Raw genomic sequence first — 16,208 nt, 5'->3', positions numbered from 1 at the left:
AAGAAAATGAAACACGGTTCCTGAACAATGGAACCGTGTTTGGTTATCTATTCAATCCAGCTAAAGATTTGCCTGATCATGAATCGTGGCACTCTCCTTGTCCCAAACTATTTTTTTGTTTGGCTACATCTTCATCGAACTTGAGTCAGCACTCCGTCTTGCATCTCATAGACCTTGTCAACCTCGTCTAGCAAGCGGGTATCATGGGTAATCATGACCACGCTCTTGTTGAATTTTTGAGTCACTTCTTTGAGCAGATGGACCACGCGCTTAGCCCGCTCCGTATCCAGACTAGCTGTCGGCTCATCAGCCAAGATGATATCTGGGCTGTTGTAAAGCGCTCGGGCGATAGCAGCTCGCTGCCGTTCCCCACCGGACAATTCTTTGGGATACTGCTTGAGAGTTCCTTTTAAATCTAGCAACTCAATCAGACTGTCTAGATCCGTCCTTTCCTTTTTAGATAAGCGGTCAATCAGCTGGAACTGGTCTTCGATTTTCAAAAAAGGTATGAGATTGGAGGCCTGCAAAATAAAGCCAAAATCATTGAAGCGTATAGCAGCCCGTTCCTTTTCCTTAAGCTGGGAAGTATCTTTCCCATGCAGCAGAATCTGTCCTTTTGAGGGAGTTTGCAAATGCCCGAGCAAGGTCAGAAAAGTTGTTTTACCCGAGCCTGATGGCCCAATAATAGCTACAAATTGCCCCGCTTCCAGTTGGAAATCAGTTGGTTTCAGGGCTTGAACCAGCGTATGTCCCTGACCATATTCTTTTGTAACCCCTTTTAGTTCTATGATTGACATTTACTCACCTCCAATCGCTGTGATAGGGTCAATTTTCAGAACCCGATGAATGGACAAAAGTCCGCCAGCCAGTGACATGGAAATAATGAGGATAATTAAACCAGCATAGGATCGCCAGTCACTGTAAAAAGGCATAGAAGCCGGCAAGACTAGCTGGGTTCCCAATAGAGCCAAGACAGCTAAGCTGATTCCCAGAGTGGATAGGATGAAAATCTGCCAGAAAATAGAAGCAATAATCTTCCCACTGGCAATCCCTTGGGCCCGCATAATACCGTAAAGTTGAGTCTTCTGAATGGTGATAATGTACATGAAAATCCCCAATACTAAAAAGGTAATCAGAACCATGGCCCCAATCATAAAGGAAAAAGTCAGAACCTGAGGCTGATAACCAGGGATATTTTCTATAAAATCACTCATAGAAAGCTGACTGAGCCCTGTTTCTTCAATTTTTTGACTATCTTTGACCACAAGTGCGCTGATATTCTTAACCTGACTAGAGCCGTACTTTAATTCCCTGAAATCATCTAGATCCATAAAAATTACAGGTTGCGTAAAGAAGGTATTATCCTCTGTGAAACCAACAACCTGATAGAGGCGCTCACTGCCATTGAGCTGAAGCTGATCGCCTAGTTTTAGACCTTTTTGCTGCAGGCGCTTATCCGCAATGACTTCATGAGCATTCTCAACAGGACGTCCCTCAATAATATCTGGTGCCAGAAAACTATCCCAAGAAAGACCGAAAACCTGAGCATTGAGTTTATCAGTCCCATCTTCATAATTGGCCACTGCTGCCGTCTGTCCCAAAGCTGCGATTGAGTCCCCTTGAAGCAGGCTACTATACTCCTCTTCCTTGAGAGTCGACGCAACCAGATTCTTATTGGCATACTCTGACAAGACGATTGACTCAGCCTGCCATTGGTCCAGAGCCAAGCGATTGAGCCTAGCCAAACCGACGGAAAGACTAGATAAAAAGAAAACCATATAGGTAATGAGAAAGACCACAGCAACCACTAAACGATAGCGTCCACGGCTGTAGACAATCTCTTTAAAAGCTAAAAACAAAGCTGTCCTCCTTTGAGATATTAAAGATCATTATATCATAAAGAAGCAAGCTAGAAAAACATATGAGACTAATAATGACTAGATTCAGGCGAAAATCACTAAGTCGTATAGCGATTCCCTAAATAAGAAACATTCCTTGAAAGAAATTCATAAAATAAAAAGAAACAAGGGCTTCAGTTCATATACCGAAGCTTGCCTTGTTTCTTTTCTCTAGGTTTCGACCGCTATCTGACCTGCACTTTCTCTTTCCCAGAGCAGATTGAAAATCGCCTTATTGCTTGGTAAAGGTCAGAGTGTCTGGATCATCATCTAGTTCATCCACAATCAGCTGATTGCCATTTTGTCGGTAACTTTTGACATCGTCACCGACAATTAGTCTTTGGTTAGCAGCATCTACTTGTACCTGCTTGATTTCCTTACTGCCGTCGATCTCGGTTTCAGTCCAAGTACCAGTCCTACCATTGATTTCCAGGACATGTTGGTCACCATCATGGTCGGTTTCTTGGTAGCGTCCGTTTAGATTGCTGGTCTGACCTGCATTGGATGAAGAAGTCTGTTCTTGCGCAGGCTGTGATGTTTGGCTTTGGGTATTTTGTGATGAGTTAGCATTTCCTCCCTGATTAGCATTGCCTGAACAAGCAGTCAATAAAACTGCGACTGTTAATGATAAGATTTCAGTAAAGGCTTTTTTCGAAACAGTCATATTGCTTTCTCCTTTTTCTACATTTGTAGTTTATAATTATATTCTACAATTGTCTGTTTTGTTTGTCAATCATATAGCATTTTTTATCTAAAAATAAAAAATTCCCCAGCCTTACTTGACTGGAGATGTAAAATCTATTGCTTCTTCTAGAGGATCAAAGCTAGTCATCCTTGATGGACGAGCCTTCTGCATCATCCCTAAATATCAAGGTCGACTGTTGCAGATAGGGATTGGGGTACTTTCTAAGCAAATCTGTCACAGCTTCTACCAAAACCTCCTGCTTCACCTGACCTACTTGGTATCGCTCTAAAAATAGCATAAAGTTTTCTTTTTCAGCTGGGCTGGCTTTTTTCTTAAAATAGCCCCAAACATGCTGAAAGGCATTGCAGACCTGACCGCGATTTTCAGGCAGGGCTACCGCCTGATCAATCAAGTCTTGAACATGTGCTGCTTCCACCAAATCGCTTTTCAGATACTGACGGATTTCCAGATAGATCTTACTGGAATGACTGAGCACCAGATACTTATTTTTAGCCCAAAGAGTCTGACATTGGGATATTTGGTTTGAATTTTCCATAATTACTTTTCCTTCTAATCTTAACTTTCGAATTCTTCCAGAACCATCTACAACATTGCTTGTTCCCAGTAATAAGTTTGTCAAGATAAAAATCAATTTTATGAGACCAGTACCAAGCCCGCTTAGTTTTCTTCTGTTGTACAGTTACTTAAATCTTGAGAGTACAAAAACAAAAGCTACAGTCAACACGCAAGGCAAGATGGTTGTACAGTTACTTAAATCTTGAGAGTACAAAAACAAAAGAAAAAAGGGATTATTTCTGATGTGGGTTGTACAGTTACTTAAATCTTGAGAGTACAAAAACTCTGAAAGCAATATAGAATCCTGAGAAATCGTTGTACAGTTACTTAAATCTTGAGAGTACAAAAACCTGGATCATTGGCTGTAAAAGGAACAGTTTGTTGTACAGTTACTTAAATCTTGAGAGTACAAAAACGAATGATTTAAGAAACATCTACTTCACGTAGTTGTACAGTTACTTAAATCTTGAGAGTACAAAAACTATTCAGCGATCATAAAATCAATAAATTTAGTTGTACAGTTACTTAAATCTTGAGAGTACAAAAACAATCCGAGAATGAAGATTTACGGGAGAAAAGTTGTACAGTTACTTAAATCTTGAGAGTACAAAAACGGAACCAAAACTTTATGAGTAAAGAACAGGGTTGTACAGTTACTTAAATCTTGAGAGTACAAAAACAACATCCTCCGCTGTGCCATAGTCTCCTCCGTTGTACAGTTACTTAAATCTTGAGAGTACAAAAACTCTTGATGTTATTGATTTTATGACAACACTGTTGTACAGTTACTTAAATCTTGAGAGTACAAAAACTCAATGTCGCTGACTCTGTTTTGAGAAACAGTTGTACAGTTACTTAAATCTTGAGAGTACAAAAACTGAACTACTTCGGCCCTTATACGCCTAAATGTTGTACAGTTACTTAAATCTTGAGAGTACAAAAACGAATGAGACATATGATTATTTTTTATGATTGTTGTACAGTTACTTAAATCTTGAGAGTACAAAAACCTCAAATTAAAAATTTTTGCTTTTTGTACTCTCATACTGATTATAGATTCTCCCCAAAAGCTTGTCAAGTCTAATATTTTAAAAAATTTGTTAATAATGGATTAGCCATCTGTACTTTAAAATCAATAATTTTATCATATTGGTATAAGCTATTCATAATTTTTAAAGTGACCATATCATAAATCGAAAGACTCATATGCTCCACATCAGAGCTAAATAAATAAGGAGAAATTTTTTGCAAGGAAATTAAAAATTCTTCTTCATTGGGAATCTCGTTGGATGGATAACGTTGTACAAAACTTTCATACATAAACCGAAATTCATAGTAATGCTCTATAAAACCAGAAATAATATTAACAAATTCCATATTTTCTCTGTTGATATGAAGATAGCCTTCATTTGAAGGAAAAGATATCACATAAATATTAGGAAATTTTTCTGTCATCATTTGGAGGCGTTTGCAACACTTTACAAAAGATTGGTAAGTCAGATAATCATCCATACTTCTCAAAAGCAAAATTATTTTCTGATTAGTTTTTAAAAGTGTCTCTTGCAGCATGGTCAAGAATATTAAAAACTTGGTTTCATTTTCGACAAATTCAAAGGAAATATTTTTATCTCCCATTCCAAAATATGGTAGAAAATTTTTTAAAATCAGTTGTTCTACATTCAGATAGACGCTTTCAGTATGATAATCAATATCGCCAATTTGAAAATTGAGTTGCTTATTTACTATAGCCGATATTTGATCTAGTTTATCATTGATAAAATCAATTTGTTCTATCACTTCTAGGTTATCCAGTTTAGACTTTAAAAAATCAAATGCAACTGTTCCCTTTTTGTAATCCATCTGCTCAATCAAATCCTGAATATTTGAAATCGAAACAATCTTATACTCACTTCTTTTTATGATCATCTCTTTTGTACAAATTTCTGGCTCGCTCTGTTCAAAGAGTGTTAAGTCCTCTGTGTTGTATTTTTTACCACCAAAATACCAGACTAATAATTGCCAAATATAATACTTCAACTGTTGGTCTTCACCAACAACCTGCGTAAATTTTCCAAAATTAATGGCTAGATTTTCCTTATAAGGATGCTTAAAATATAGTTTCATATGACTACCAACTTATTATCACTGACTACTTCTTCTTGCTTCGTCTTCCCACCAATAATCAGAACCATTTCAGAAAACTGTTTTTCCGTCACAGCCAGCAATCGAACATTTCCACTAGGTAAATTACTTTGTTTTAATTTCTTGTAGAATTTGCTAGCAAAACTACGATTAGGGCAAGTTCGATAATATACAGAAAACTGGAGCATTTCAAAACCATTTGCAATCAATTCTTTACGAAAATTACGGTAGGTTCGCTTTTCCTGATTAGTTTCCATAGGAAGATCAAAAAAACAAATCAATCTCATTGCTTCATACCTCATCTTATTTACTCCATTCCAAACTTGAGATAACCGGACAGTAAAATTTTGTTGTATCTTTATCCGCGATACATTTGATAAAACCTTTCACATATTTATCCATCGCGCCAGTTACAGAACAATTTTCCTTGCCATAACGAATCTTTGCATTTAATAAATCTGTTAAAGCTAATCGGAATTCATATTTCAAATATTCTTCTTCTCTTAGATGATGATAAACCCATACATCAATAATCTGCCTGAAAGGTTCCATCAGATCATCTACTAAGTTAAATTGATTGTATTCATTTTTATGAAAGATTCCAATCAAGGGATTTAATCCATAACCAGCCACAATCCTTGCCATTTGAGCTCTCATAATCGCATAACCATAATTTAAACCTGCATTGATAACATCTGCTTCCTGTTGGGTTACGCGCACAAATTTTTTACCAAATAATTCATTGAAATAAACTTTAGCCGCATGACCTTCTCGATTTGTTTTATCGCCTAACTCAATATGTTCTTTATAGTCAGCTAATAATTGAATACAATCTAAATCCTTCTCAAACATAGCTAACACATCTTGCTGGTTATTAATTTTGAAATAAGTAACAATTTGCCACAGCTTGTCCTTTTGATCCTGCGTCCAAAGCAATTGTTCTTGTAGCCTCTTATAAGCTCGGAAATGCCCATTTTGAGAATGATAGATACCGGTTGGCAGATGCTCATTGTCACAAACGACTAAAGCAATATTGTATTTACTTAGAGCACTTAGTAAACGAAGCGTTACAACTGTATCTCCTCCTTCCGCTACTATGATAGAAATATCACTCAAAGGAATGGTATATTCTTCTCCCATTTTCTTGATTAAGAGATTATCTAGTTTTAACCTCATTTTTTCACTTTTACATACATGTACAATTCTCCAAGTCATCAATTTCCCCTTTACAACACGAAAACACCCCGCCAAGAGACAGGGTGTTGATTTCGGCATGAAGCCTTATCTTTGTAGCTTCTGCAAGATTTAAGTAACTGTGTAAGGCGTCCCTTACAATTGCTATTATAATATATTGCAGAGCTATTTGCAACTCTTTTTAAAGATTATTTTAAAATTCGAGTTTTGGAGCATCACCCTCTTTTTTGATGAAACGTTTATTCCCTAAAACATCTGTTTGAACTTTGTAGATGGAGAGGTTTTCTTTTCCTACCCCTTTTAAACAACGACCATTAGATGTTGTAATAAATACTTTAATCTTTTCCTTACCTTCAAAATTTCCTTTATCATAAGGTTTCAATTCAACATAGTGTTTTTGGTTTGGCATAGTTCTAGATAAAAATCTAAAAATTTGTTGTTCATGACTCTTTGTATCCTTAATTAAAAGCAAATCATTTTTATATAAGGTAAATTTGAATTCTGATTGTTCGCTTACTCCTTCTTTTTCTTTGATTTCGTAATATTTTTCTGGAGTTATAGAGTAGTTCCCAGTTCCCTTTTCAAACTGCAAATCAGCATATTTCAATCCTAATAATTCATATTTTTTAGTATCTGGATTAAAATAAACATCTGTACGCCATGGATTTAATTGACGAAGAATAACTTTATTTTTGCTATTATGAGGAGTTATATTAACAAATGATTCTGGAATATTTTTATCATAGTATTTCAGACTCTTAATTTCTGGACCTTTTCCTTTTTTACTATATTTTCGAATAGGACCATTTTCCTGTCTATATTTCTCGAAGGGATTACAAGCAACTTCTTTTCCATTTTCATTTTGTTCCCTATCAGGATACGTTTTTAAAATCTCCTCAATGACCTTTTCAAAAGTTAGTGGATCCTTCTGGTACATCAGGAATTTACTTTTATCCTTTTTATAGAGCTTTATGAAAGCATCATAACCCGTTTGAGTATATATATTCTTAATCTTACCCAATACATAAGTTTCTTCCGACTTATCTTTACCTAACTTTGCTTTTCTCGTTGCATAAATTGTTGCATCAGAAATCTTACGATTATATTTTGAATCCACTTGATAGGAAAATAAAATACTATCTTCGAATTTTTTACTGCTTAGCGTATCAACAAAATGATCATAAGGAGCTCTAAATACTAATTCTTTATACTCATCATCAGTCAATGTAATAATCTCTCCTGTTTCAGAATCCACAAATTGGTTATCTTTGTAAGAAATCAGAGGATTATTCCGCTTTTTCCAAAGTCTTAATTGACTGGAGGCCGCGATAATTAATGCATCGACTGTATGATGGTGATAAGTTTCACGCGATTTGCCAATCCGCCACTTTCTTCTCAGTTGAGAAGTAAATTGTCCGCGCACCACTGAAATCTTGGTATCAAAATCATTTAACTTATAAAAATCCTGAAGAGCATTTAGAACTACTCGAGAAGAATAGCGAGTATCAACTAGATTGCGCTCAATAAATTTTTGTTTGACTTCAATTTTGTTAATGTCTTCCTCATTGAGCAAGTAATCTTTCTTTTTATTACTAAGTGCCTTAGAGGCTTTGACATAAGATTTAAATTCTCTATATGACCAAGAATCATCCATACCATCAAGAGCTTGAAATGGTGTACGCTGTCCTTTCTCTTGATTGGCTGTTGCTAAAACTAGTACCTTATTTGCTAAACTATCATCAAAAGAAAGAGATAGTGGCAAAATATGATCAATCTCATATTTATACTGATTTTCAATCAAATCTGCTATCGGTATATTCTTCCCAGTATAAAGACATTTTTCGCCCTGCTGATGCCAAAGACGAATTTTCGTAGCCAATTCTTTATGCCCGTGAAAAATACTATCTGGCAGTTCCTTTTTTCCATTATATTGATGAGCAGCTTTTTCCATTGCAGCGTTTTTTTCATCTTCATTAGCTTTTTGGCGCTTTACGTAATCTTTCTTAGCTTCTTCTTCATTATTTTCACGGGCCATTTCAATAACGATATTATCAAAGATACCATATTTCTTTGTAGCAAGATTTATGATTTTAATTGCTTGTCTGACTGACTTAGCAACTACTGGATTGTAAATTTCTTCGGTCAATTCCTTCTCATCAATATACTTGGTTCGTTTAGATTTTGCCTTTGTCTTTTGTTTACCCAATCGTGTAAGGATTGTCATCTGCTCTTCAGATGTTTCATAAAGCTCTGGAATCAACTCTATCATCAATTTGATTGAAAAATTATGCCAACCTTTTCCAAACAAGGAGCTATTAGACTTTCTAAATAAGACTAATTCAGCAATCTGATCTTGCTCAAATTCTTCTTTAATAAATGATGCTTTAATCGCTTCTTCGATTCCTTCACGTTCTGTATTGAGTGTAAGAATATGAGCCAGCTCATCTAAAACCTCTCTAGATAGTTGCTCAACGTCAACCGTTTCCAATGTTTGCATTTTTCGATAAATATCAAAAGTATGCATTTCTGGTTTTTCACTTTTATCAATCCGATAGCCCTTAATATCGTCCACTGACGCGTCAATCAATTTCGCTATATACTTCAACAAAGTAGCAGCACCTAAAGTTTTAGCTCCTTTTGCATACTCAATAATCTGTCTCTTCTGCTCCTCACTAAGCTTCTTAGTTTCTGTTGGAACAGTCAGATTGTTTAAATCATTGAGTAAATTAAATTCCTGTGCCGTGTAAGAAGCTTTAGCAGCTCTGTATTCCTCTGGATAAAAGGTACATTTCCCAATCAAAATACCAAAAATATTATCCAAAGTTGTTCCATCTGTTCTAAAGCGTCCATAATCCGTACGAGACTTTTCATTCCCTGGTCCATGGTAATACTTACGTTTTCCAGTTAAAATCGTTAAATAAGCCTGAATAAATTCATCAGTGATATCTTGATTATAGTATTGCTGCTTTGTCAAGATTCGCTCTGCTTCTTTTTTATAAGCTGAAGTCGAAAACACATTAAGCAGACGGTGTTTTTCTCCATTTTCTTCAACAGTAAAATCACCTCGAACCTGTCCGTATTTCTCAAAACGTTCTAGCTGAATCTGTCCCGGTGTTTTATTTGCTAGAAGCTTTCTATTTTCTTCAACAGCCTTGCCATAGTTTTCTTCAACAGCCTTGCCATAGTCTGAAGAAGAAGACTCACTATCTTCGTTAGCATCGTCAAGATAGCTAATCCCTCTCCTTTTGACAATATTTTTCAAAGCAATGAATAATTCTTCATTAGTTAATTTTTCATTTAATCCCTTAACGCGCAGTTCGTATGGATTTAAATTGATAGATACTTGGGAAAAGTCTGTTATAAGCCCCGCATCACTAAATAAATCGGCTAGACGCACTTTTCGATGCTTCTTTCTGCGTCCTAATCTCCGCCCTTGGCGAAATTCTCGTCTCTCGACATTACTGTCAGCAGTAGCCGCTGGGAAAATCCGAGAACTAGCATGACTAATTTCACCAGTTTCTTTGTCTAAGATTCCAACACCAACAGAAGCCACACCGATATCAAGCCCTAATATTTTTCCGTTCATATGTTCACCTCGTTGAATATTATATTAATATCATTGTAACTCTAAATGTTTAAAAACTCAAGAAATAATATAATTTTGACAATCTATAATTATAAAACTGACTTTTACTTTAACATAAAATTATCCCCAGCCAAAAGACTGGGGAATCGTTTACTACCTTACTTCTGCTCCGACATTTTCTTCCAAGGATTTTTGGATTTTTTCCATGTATTTAGCCACTTCATCATCGGTTAGGCTGTCTTCTGGATTTTGGAAAGTCAGAGTGTAGGCCATAGACTTGAGGCCAACACCTAATTTTTCACCAGAGAAGATATCGAAGAGCTTGATATCCGTCAAACGTTTCACTCCGGCAGCTTGAATCGCTTCAACAACCTGTCTGTGGCTGATCTCTGCTTTGAGCAACAAGGCCACATCGCGAGTAACAGCTGGGAATTTGGTGATCTCTGTAAAAGGCTGTTCTGGCTCAAGACTCGCCTCAATAGCCGTCAGATTGAGCTCCGCCACATAGGTTTCTGGGATGTCATAAGCCTTGGCCGTCACTGGATGAACCTGCCCAACATAGCCCACTGGTTGACCTTTGATCGAAATCAGCGCTGTCCGACCCGGATGCAGACTCTTAAGCTGGTCAGTTGCTTGATAATCAGCTTCTAATCCTAGGCGGTCAAAGAGCGCTTCAACCACACCCTTAGCGTAGAAGAAGTCCACAGGAGTCGCTGGCGTTTGGAAATCCTTTTCACTTACCAAGCCAGTTAGGGCAAAGGCAAAACTATTGATTTCGTTAGGCAATTCTTCCTTTGGATTACCTGTTTGTTCAAAGATTTTCCCAATTTCATAAAGGGCCAAATCCTTATTTTTACGAGCAACATTGTAGCTGACAGTATCCAACATGCCTGAGAGCATATTTTGGCGGAGAACACTGCGCTCCCTTGTCATAGGCCACATAAGCTCCGTTAGATTTGTAGGATTAAGCGTAAATTCGACAGCTTTTTCTGGTGTGGTCAAGGCATAGGAAATAATCTCGGTCAGACCTGCTCCTTCAGCCACCGTACGAACCTTACGACGTAGCTTCTGAGTAGGCGTCAATTCACCAGCCGTTCCAGCATCTTGAGGCAGGGAAACCGGCAAACGGTCATAGCCATAAATACGAGCAATTTCCTCGTAAAGATCTGCTGGAATACTAATATCCCAACGACGAGCAGGCACGCTGACTGTGAACAAGTCCGCAGATCCGCTAAGACCAAAGCCTAGACGACGGAAAATATCTTCAATATCTGCATACGTCAAATCTGTTCCCAAAACTCGGTTGACATCTGAAAGGCTGGTCGAAACCTGCTTATCAGTCGTATCTAACTGTCCTGCTTGGACAATACCAGCATGAACAGTTGCACCTGCCAAGTCAACAATCATGCTTGCAGCAGCATCTAAAGCTTCGGTTACTGTTGCAAGATTAATCCCTTTTTCAAAGCGTGAAGAAGACTCCGAACGCAAGCCCAGACGACTGCTTGTCTTACGAACTGACTTGCCATTGAAGACAGCTACTTCCAGAACGACACGAGTCGACTTGTCAGAGATTTCGGTTGCCGCTCCGCCCATGACACCAGCCAAAGCCACTGGCTTATCTGCCACAGTGATAACTAAATCACCGACTTCCAGATCACGCTCTTCGCCGTCCAGCGTCACCAGCTTTTCACCAGTACGCGCTTCCCGGACGACAATCTGGTCGCCCTCAAATGTATCCAAATCAAAGGCATGCATGGGCTGACCAAAGTAGAGCAAGATGTAATTGGTCACGTCCACTACATTGTTAATCGGACGGATTCCTTCGTTCATGAGGAGATTTTGCAGCCACTGAGGACTCGGAGCAATGGTCACATTGTCCAAAATGCGAGCTGCATAAAACGGTGCTTTTTCGCTCTCAATGGCAACAGACAAGCTAGCCGCAGCCTCTTTATCCCCTTCAGTCAAAGGAAATTCTTTGAAATGAACAGGCTTATCATAGATAGCTGCTACTTCGTGCGCCACTCCGCGCATAGACAAAGCGTCAGCCCGGTTTGGCGTGATAGAAAGCTCGATAATCTCATCGTCCAGGTCTAGATAAGGGAAAACCTCATCTCCTGGTACAGCACTATCTGGCAAAATTTGGATGCCATCCGCAATTTCCTTTGGCACGACAGAATCCGAAATGCCCAGCTCACCGAGAGAGCAGATCATGCCCAGTGACTCCAAGCCACGGATTTTCCCTTTTTTAATCTTATAATTATCCGCAATGCGAGCGCCTGGTACAGCCACCATAACCTTGATTCCAGCACGTACATTCGGTGCGCCACAGACAATCTGACGAGGCTCGTCTTCACCAACATTGACTTGACAGAGGTGCAGGTGAGTTTCAGGTACATCCTCACAGCTCAGAACTTCTCCGACAACAATTTTCGAAAGACCTTCAGCTGGCGAGCTGACTCCTTCTACTTCAATACCGGTTGTGGACATTTTCTCCGCCAGTTCGGCGCTCGTCACATCCAAATCAACCAGTTCTTTTAACCATTTATAACTAACTAACATATTTATGATTTTACGACCGACCAGAACCAACTCTGACTTCATTGACAAAACCAGTCTATTCGTCTCTTCGGTCGTATTTGATTCCTCTCTATAAATTTCTGTTTTCACTAAAAGCCCAATAAGTAGCGATACTATCGTCTTTTTAGTTTAATTTCTTCCTCAAAAGCCAGTCAATATCGACTGTGTCACCAGTGATATATTCATGCTGGCTAAATCTTTCAAAGCCATATTTAAAGTAAAAATTCTGCGCCTTAAAATTTCTTTCCCAAACACCTAGCCAAGCCCAGCTAAAGCCACGTTTTTGGGCTTCTTCTAGGGCAAATTCAAACATTTCCTTGCCCAAGCCGAGGCCCTGATGGGAGGCAAGCACATAAATCCGTTGAATTTCAAAGGAATCTTCCAACTCCTGCTCTGTCTGAGCCTGACCCCAGTTACACTTGAGAAAACCAGCGATCTTTTGCTCCTTGTCCAGTACAAAATAATGCTCAGACTCAGAATTAGCCAACTCCCGCGCCAGCCTTTCATGCGCCAGCTCATGGGCAAAATAATGCTCCAAGTCCTCCTGCTTAATGAAAGGACCAAAAGTTTCTTGGTAGGTCTGCACTTCTAAGTCCCGCAAAATATCCAGATCTTCTGGCTGAACTCTAACTAACATAGGGCACCCCTTTCTCAGAAGCAGCTGTGAGCGATATTCCCAGCTAAAATTGTCTCATAGGAAGCTAAACTGATGAACACCATTTCCGCGCATTTCAAGCTTGCAGACATTGCTAATCAGGCTTGTCGTGATGGACTTGTTCAAATCAAGTTCTATTATAAGCTTCTTACTTAAATTGCTCTGAAAAGCGCACATCGCCTTGGTAGAAGCCACGAATATCGTTGATACCATAGCGAAGCATGGCCACCCGCTCCTGACCGAGACCAAAGGCAAAGCCAGAATATTTCTCTGAATCGATGCCACTCATTTCCAAGACACTTGGGTGCACCATTCCGGCTCCCATGATTTCGATCCAGCCAGTCTTCTTGCAGACATTACAGCCGGCACCACCACACTTAAAGCAAGATACATCCACTTCGACAGATGGCTCTGTGAATGGGAAGTAAGATGGACGCAGACGAATCTTACGATCCGCGCCAAACATTTTTTGAATAATCAGCTGCAAGGTTCCCTGCAAGTCAGCCATGGAGATGTTTTCCCCTACGACCAGACCTTCAATTTGGTGAAACTGGTGTGAGTGAGTCGCATCGTCTGTATCACGACGGAAAACACGTCCCGGAGAGATCATCTTAAGTGGCCCTTGGCTAAAGTCATGGGCATCCATCGCACGAGCCTGGACAGGAGAAGTGTGAGTACGTAAGAGGATCTCTTCTGTGATGTAGAAGGTGTCCTGCATATCTCGAGCAGGATGGTCTTTAGGCAGGTTCATGCGCTCAAAGTTGTAGTAGTCTGACTCAACCTCGAAACCATCCACAACCTGATAGCCCATACCGATAAAGATATCTTCAATTTCTTCACTCGTTTGGGTCAAGATATGGCGATTTCCAGCTGGAATCTTACGGCCTGGCAGGGTCACATCCAAGGCATCATTGGCCAACTGGGCTGCGACTTTCTGTTCTTCCAAGATTTGAGCTGCTTCTTCAAAGGCTGCATTCAGTACATCTCGTGCTTCATTGACGTGCTTCCCGATAATAGGGCGCATCTCAGCAGAAACATCCTTCATTCCTTTGAGAATCTCAGTCAGACTTCCTTTTTTCCCTAGGACAGATACTTTCAGCTCCTGCATATCCTTAGCATTTTCCAGAGTAATGGTCTGCAATTGGGCTAAAGTTTCCTCACGCAGACTCTGCAATCGTTCTTCAATTGTTGACATAGTTCCTCCAAAATAAAAACCGCGGTCTCACTCACACCGAAGCGGAGCGTTGACACGCGGTACCATCCGTTTTTTATCTGGCAAGCCAGACCTTAATTACCAACCCCAAAGCAAGTGAATTCGCCTAGCTTTCATCTAGAGAGCTCTCAGTCGCTGGCTCCCCTCCCTGTCAAACTTCCCCTAGGTTACTGGTCTTGCGGATTGCTATTCAATTATAATTCATTCTAACAGATTTCTAAACATTTCGCAAGCTCAGTTATAGAATTTACAAGAAGAAAAAGAAGTCCGTTGAGCAACAGACTTCCTTTCTTTCTATTTAATCACTTGTCCTGCTTCTTTGAGAGCATCTTCTGGTACAGTGATACCGAGTTCTTTGGCATTTTTAGTATTGATAACAGATTTACCTTTATCAAAAATATCTACTGCAGTATCAGCAGGCTTGGCACCTTTAAGGACTTTAGCAGCCATTTTACCTGTCGCAACACCGAGGTCATACTGGTCTACAACGACAGAGGCAAGGCCGCCTTCTTCTACCATGGCTGTCGCACTTGGATAAATCGGTTTCTTAGCTTCTTTATTGCTGGACACAACTGTCGCAAATGCTGACGCAATGGTATTGTCAATTGGAATCCATATAGCATCAACCTTGCCAGTCATGACATTCATGGTTGAAGCAATTTCATTGGTTGAAGGAACAGAATATTCCTCTACCTTGAAGCCTGCCTCTTCAGCCAATTTTTTGAACTCTTCTACCTGAGCTTTGGAGTTGTCTTCACTGCTAGAATATAGGGCACCGATTGTTTTCACATTTGGCGTTAATTTTTTAATCAACTCTAGTTGTTGCTTAGCTGGATTGTGGTCAGAAACACCTGTGATATTACCACCTGGCTTTTCCAGATTTTTCACTAGGTTTGCTCCGACTGGATCTGTGATAGCTCCCATGACGATAGGCTTGTCCTTAGTAGCCGCAGCTAGTCCTTGCGCAGATGGAGTGGCAATCCCAATCAGCACATCATTGTCATTGGACACCAACTGCTTACTCATGGTAGAAACCTTGCTCTGATCTCCCTCAGCATTCATAAAGTCAATCTTGATCTTATCGCCCTTATAGCCTTCCTCAGCTAGACCGTCCTGAATCCCCTTGTAAATCAAATCCAGCGAAGGGTGGCTGACATACTGCAAGACACCAACCTTGACTGTTTTACTATCGTCGTCAGTCTTAGATCCGTTGCTCTTTCCACTCAAGCTGGAATAAGCCATTCCACCGATTACCAAAATAGCCAAGAGGCCTAAAATAGTCATTAAACGTTTATTTTTCATATTTTTTCTCCATTTCTTTATTCATTTTTTCTATTCAATCCCTAGGGACGCCATCGTTTAAACATGGACATTTCTCCTTATTTTTTATAATAAGCAACAAAAAACCTCACACAGGTATTCTGTGTGAGGGCGTAAATCGCGGTGCCACCTCAATTATGGAAAATAGCTAATATTCCCCATATCTCTGTCTTGTCATCAAACAAGCTGCACTGTAAGGTGTGCGCACCGAATTCTTATTGTTTCAAATTCATTTTATCAATTAGCCCAATTTCGTAAAGATTTGCTGCTCATTTCCACCAACCACAAGCTCGCTAAAAACAAATGCATCTACTACTTTTCTAATTTCCTATATTGTAAATTTTTCCTGAAGGGATGTCAAG

At 39.3% G+C, this 16,208-nt stretch carries 12 protein-coding genes and 1 CRISPR repeat array; all 12 genes read right to left on the bottom strand.

What is annotated here, in order from left to right:
* Positions 1-131: 131 nt before the first annotated feature.
* Complete coding sequence (locus D8793_RS05155; RefSeq protein ID WP_125371030.1) at positions 132-797, bottom strand: ABC transporter ATP-binding protein; 666 nt, start codon at positions 795-797, stop codon at positions 132-134.
* Positions 798-1,859 carry an ABC transporter permease gene (locus tag D8793_RS05150; RefSeq protein WP_185760558.1) on the bottom strand — a complete coding sequence of 354 codons (1,062 nt, stop codon included), beginning with the start codon at positions 1,857-1,859 and terminating at the stop codon, positions 798-800.
* A 271-nt stretch (positions 1,860-2,130) separates the two neighbouring features.
* The gene (locus D8793_RS05145; protein ID WP_125371029.1) at positions 2,131-2,562 is read right to left on the bottom strand and encodes an SP_0198 family lipoprotein; all 432 of its coding nucleotides are present in this window, start codon (positions 2,560-2,562) and stop codon (positions 2,131-2,133) included.
* 160 nt (positions 2,563-2,722) lie between these two features.
* Complete coding sequence (locus D8793_RS05140) at positions 2,723-3,139, bottom strand: YbgA family protein (RefSeq protein ID WP_125371028.1); 417 nt, start codon at positions 3,137-3,139, stop codon at positions 2,723-2,725.
* A 135-nt stretch (positions 3,140-3,274) separates the two neighbouring features.
* Positions 3,275-4,169: direct repeats of the CRISPR family, unit length 36 nt; unit sequence GTTGTACAGTTACTTAAATCTTGAGAGTACAAAAAC.
* Positions 4,170-4,239: 70 nt separating this feature from the next.
* On the bottom strand, positions 4,240-5,283 hold the full coding sequence (gene csn2-St / locus D8793_RS05135; RefSeq protein WP_125371027.1) for a CRISPR-associated protein Csn2-St: 1,044 nt from the start codon (positions 5,281-5,283) through the stop codon (positions 4,240-4,242).
* A complete protein-coding gene (gene cas2 / locus D8793_RS05130) occupies positions 5,280-5,603 on the bottom strand; it encodes a CRISPR-associated endonuclease Cas2 (protein WP_037618041.1) in 324 nt (107 codons plus the stop codon). Before cas2 ends, csn2-St begins: the two co-directional genes overlap by 4 nt.
* Position 5,604: 1 nt before the next feature.
* A complete protein-coding gene (gene cas1, locus D8793_RS05125; protein WP_125371026.1) occupies positions 5,605-6,516 on the bottom strand; it encodes a type II CRISPR-associated endonuclease Cas1 in 912 nt (303 codons plus the stop codon).
* A 172-nt stretch (positions 6,517-6,688) separates the two neighbouring features.
* On the bottom strand, positions 6,689-10,081 hold the full coding sequence (gene cas9, locus D8793_RS05120) for a type II CRISPR RNA-guided endonuclease Cas9 (RefSeq protein ID WP_125371025.1): 3,393 nt from the start codon (positions 10,079-10,081) through the stop codon (positions 6,689-6,691).
* Positions 10,082-10,234: 153 nt separating this feature from the next.
* A complete protein-coding gene (gene pheT, locus D8793_RS05115; protein WP_376739344.1) occupies positions 10,235-12,748 on the bottom strand; it encodes a phenylalanine--tRNA ligase subunit beta in 2,514 nt (837 codons plus the stop codon).
* Between the two features lie 34 nt (positions 12,749-12,782).
* The gene (locus D8793_RS05110; RefSeq protein ID WP_125371024.1) at positions 12,783-13,295 is read right to left on the bottom strand and encodes a GNAT family N-acetyltransferase; all 513 of its coding nucleotides are present in this window, start codon (positions 13,293-13,295) and stop codon (positions 12,783-12,785) included.
* Between the two features lie 166 nt (positions 13,296-13,461).
* Complete coding sequence (gene pheS / locus D8793_RS05105; RefSeq protein ID WP_005589611.1) at positions 13,462-14,508, bottom strand: phenylalanine--tRNA ligase subunit alpha; 1,047 nt, start codon at positions 14,506-14,508, stop codon at positions 13,462-13,464.
* 312 nt (positions 14,509-14,820) lie between these two features.
* Positions 14,821-15,828: a tryptophan ABC transporter substrate-binding protein gene (trpX, locus tag D8793_RS05100; protein WP_125371023.1), complete on the bottom strand. Its 1,008-nt coding sequence runs from the start codon at positions 15,826-15,828 to the stop codon at positions 14,821-14,823.
* Between the last annotated feature and the right edge of the window lie 380 nt (positions 15,829-16,208).

Source organism: Streptococcus cristatus, assembly GCF_003943465.1.
In the GTDB taxonomy this organism is placed as follows: Bacteria; Bacillota; Bacilli; order Lactobacillales; family Streptococcaceae; genus Streptococcus; species Streptococcus cristatus_C.
This window is presented reverse-complemented; position numbering and strand designations above follow the sequence as displayed.

Bases quoted from the DNA above. Each gene is read 5' to 3' on its own strand.
- D8793_RS05155 (WP_125371030.1), bottom strand. From the start codon at position 797: ATGTCAATCATAGAACTAAAAGGGGTTACAAAAGAATATGGTCAGGGA.
- D8793_RS05145 (WP_125371029.1), bottom strand. From the start codon at position 2,562: ATGACTGTTTCGAAAAAAGCCTTTACTGAAATCTTATCATTAACAGTC.
- D8793_RS05140 (WP_125371028.1), bottom strand. From the start codon at position 3,139: ATGGAAAATTCAAACCAAATATCCCAATGTCAGACTCTTTGGGCTAAA.
- csn2-St (WP_125371027.1), bottom strand. From the start codon at position 5,283: ATGAAACTATATTTTAAGCATCCTTATAAGGAAAATCTAGCCATTAAT.
- cas2 (WP_037618041.1), bottom strand. From the start codon at position 5,603: ATGAGGTATGAAGCAATGAGATTGATTTGTTTTTTTGATCTTCCTATG.
- cas1 (WP_125371026.1), bottom strand. From the start codon at position 6,516: ATGACTTGGAGAATTGTACATGTATGTAAAAGTGAAAAAATGAGGTTA.
- cas9 (WP_125371025.1), bottom strand. From the start codon at position 10,081: ATGAACGGAAAAATATTAGGGCTTGATATCGGTGTGGCTTCTGTTGGT.
- D8793_RS05110 (WP_125371024.1), bottom strand. From the start codon at position 13,295: ATGTTAGTTAGAGTTCAGCCAGAAGATCTGGATATTTTGCGGGACTTA.
- pheS (WP_005589611.1), bottom strand. From the start codon at position 14,508: ATGTCAACAATTGAAGAACGATTGCAGAGTCTGCGTGAGGAAACTTTA.
- trpX (WP_125371023.1), bottom strand. From the start codon at position 15,828: ATGAAAAATAAACGTTTAATGACTATTTTAGGCCTCTTGGCTATTTTG.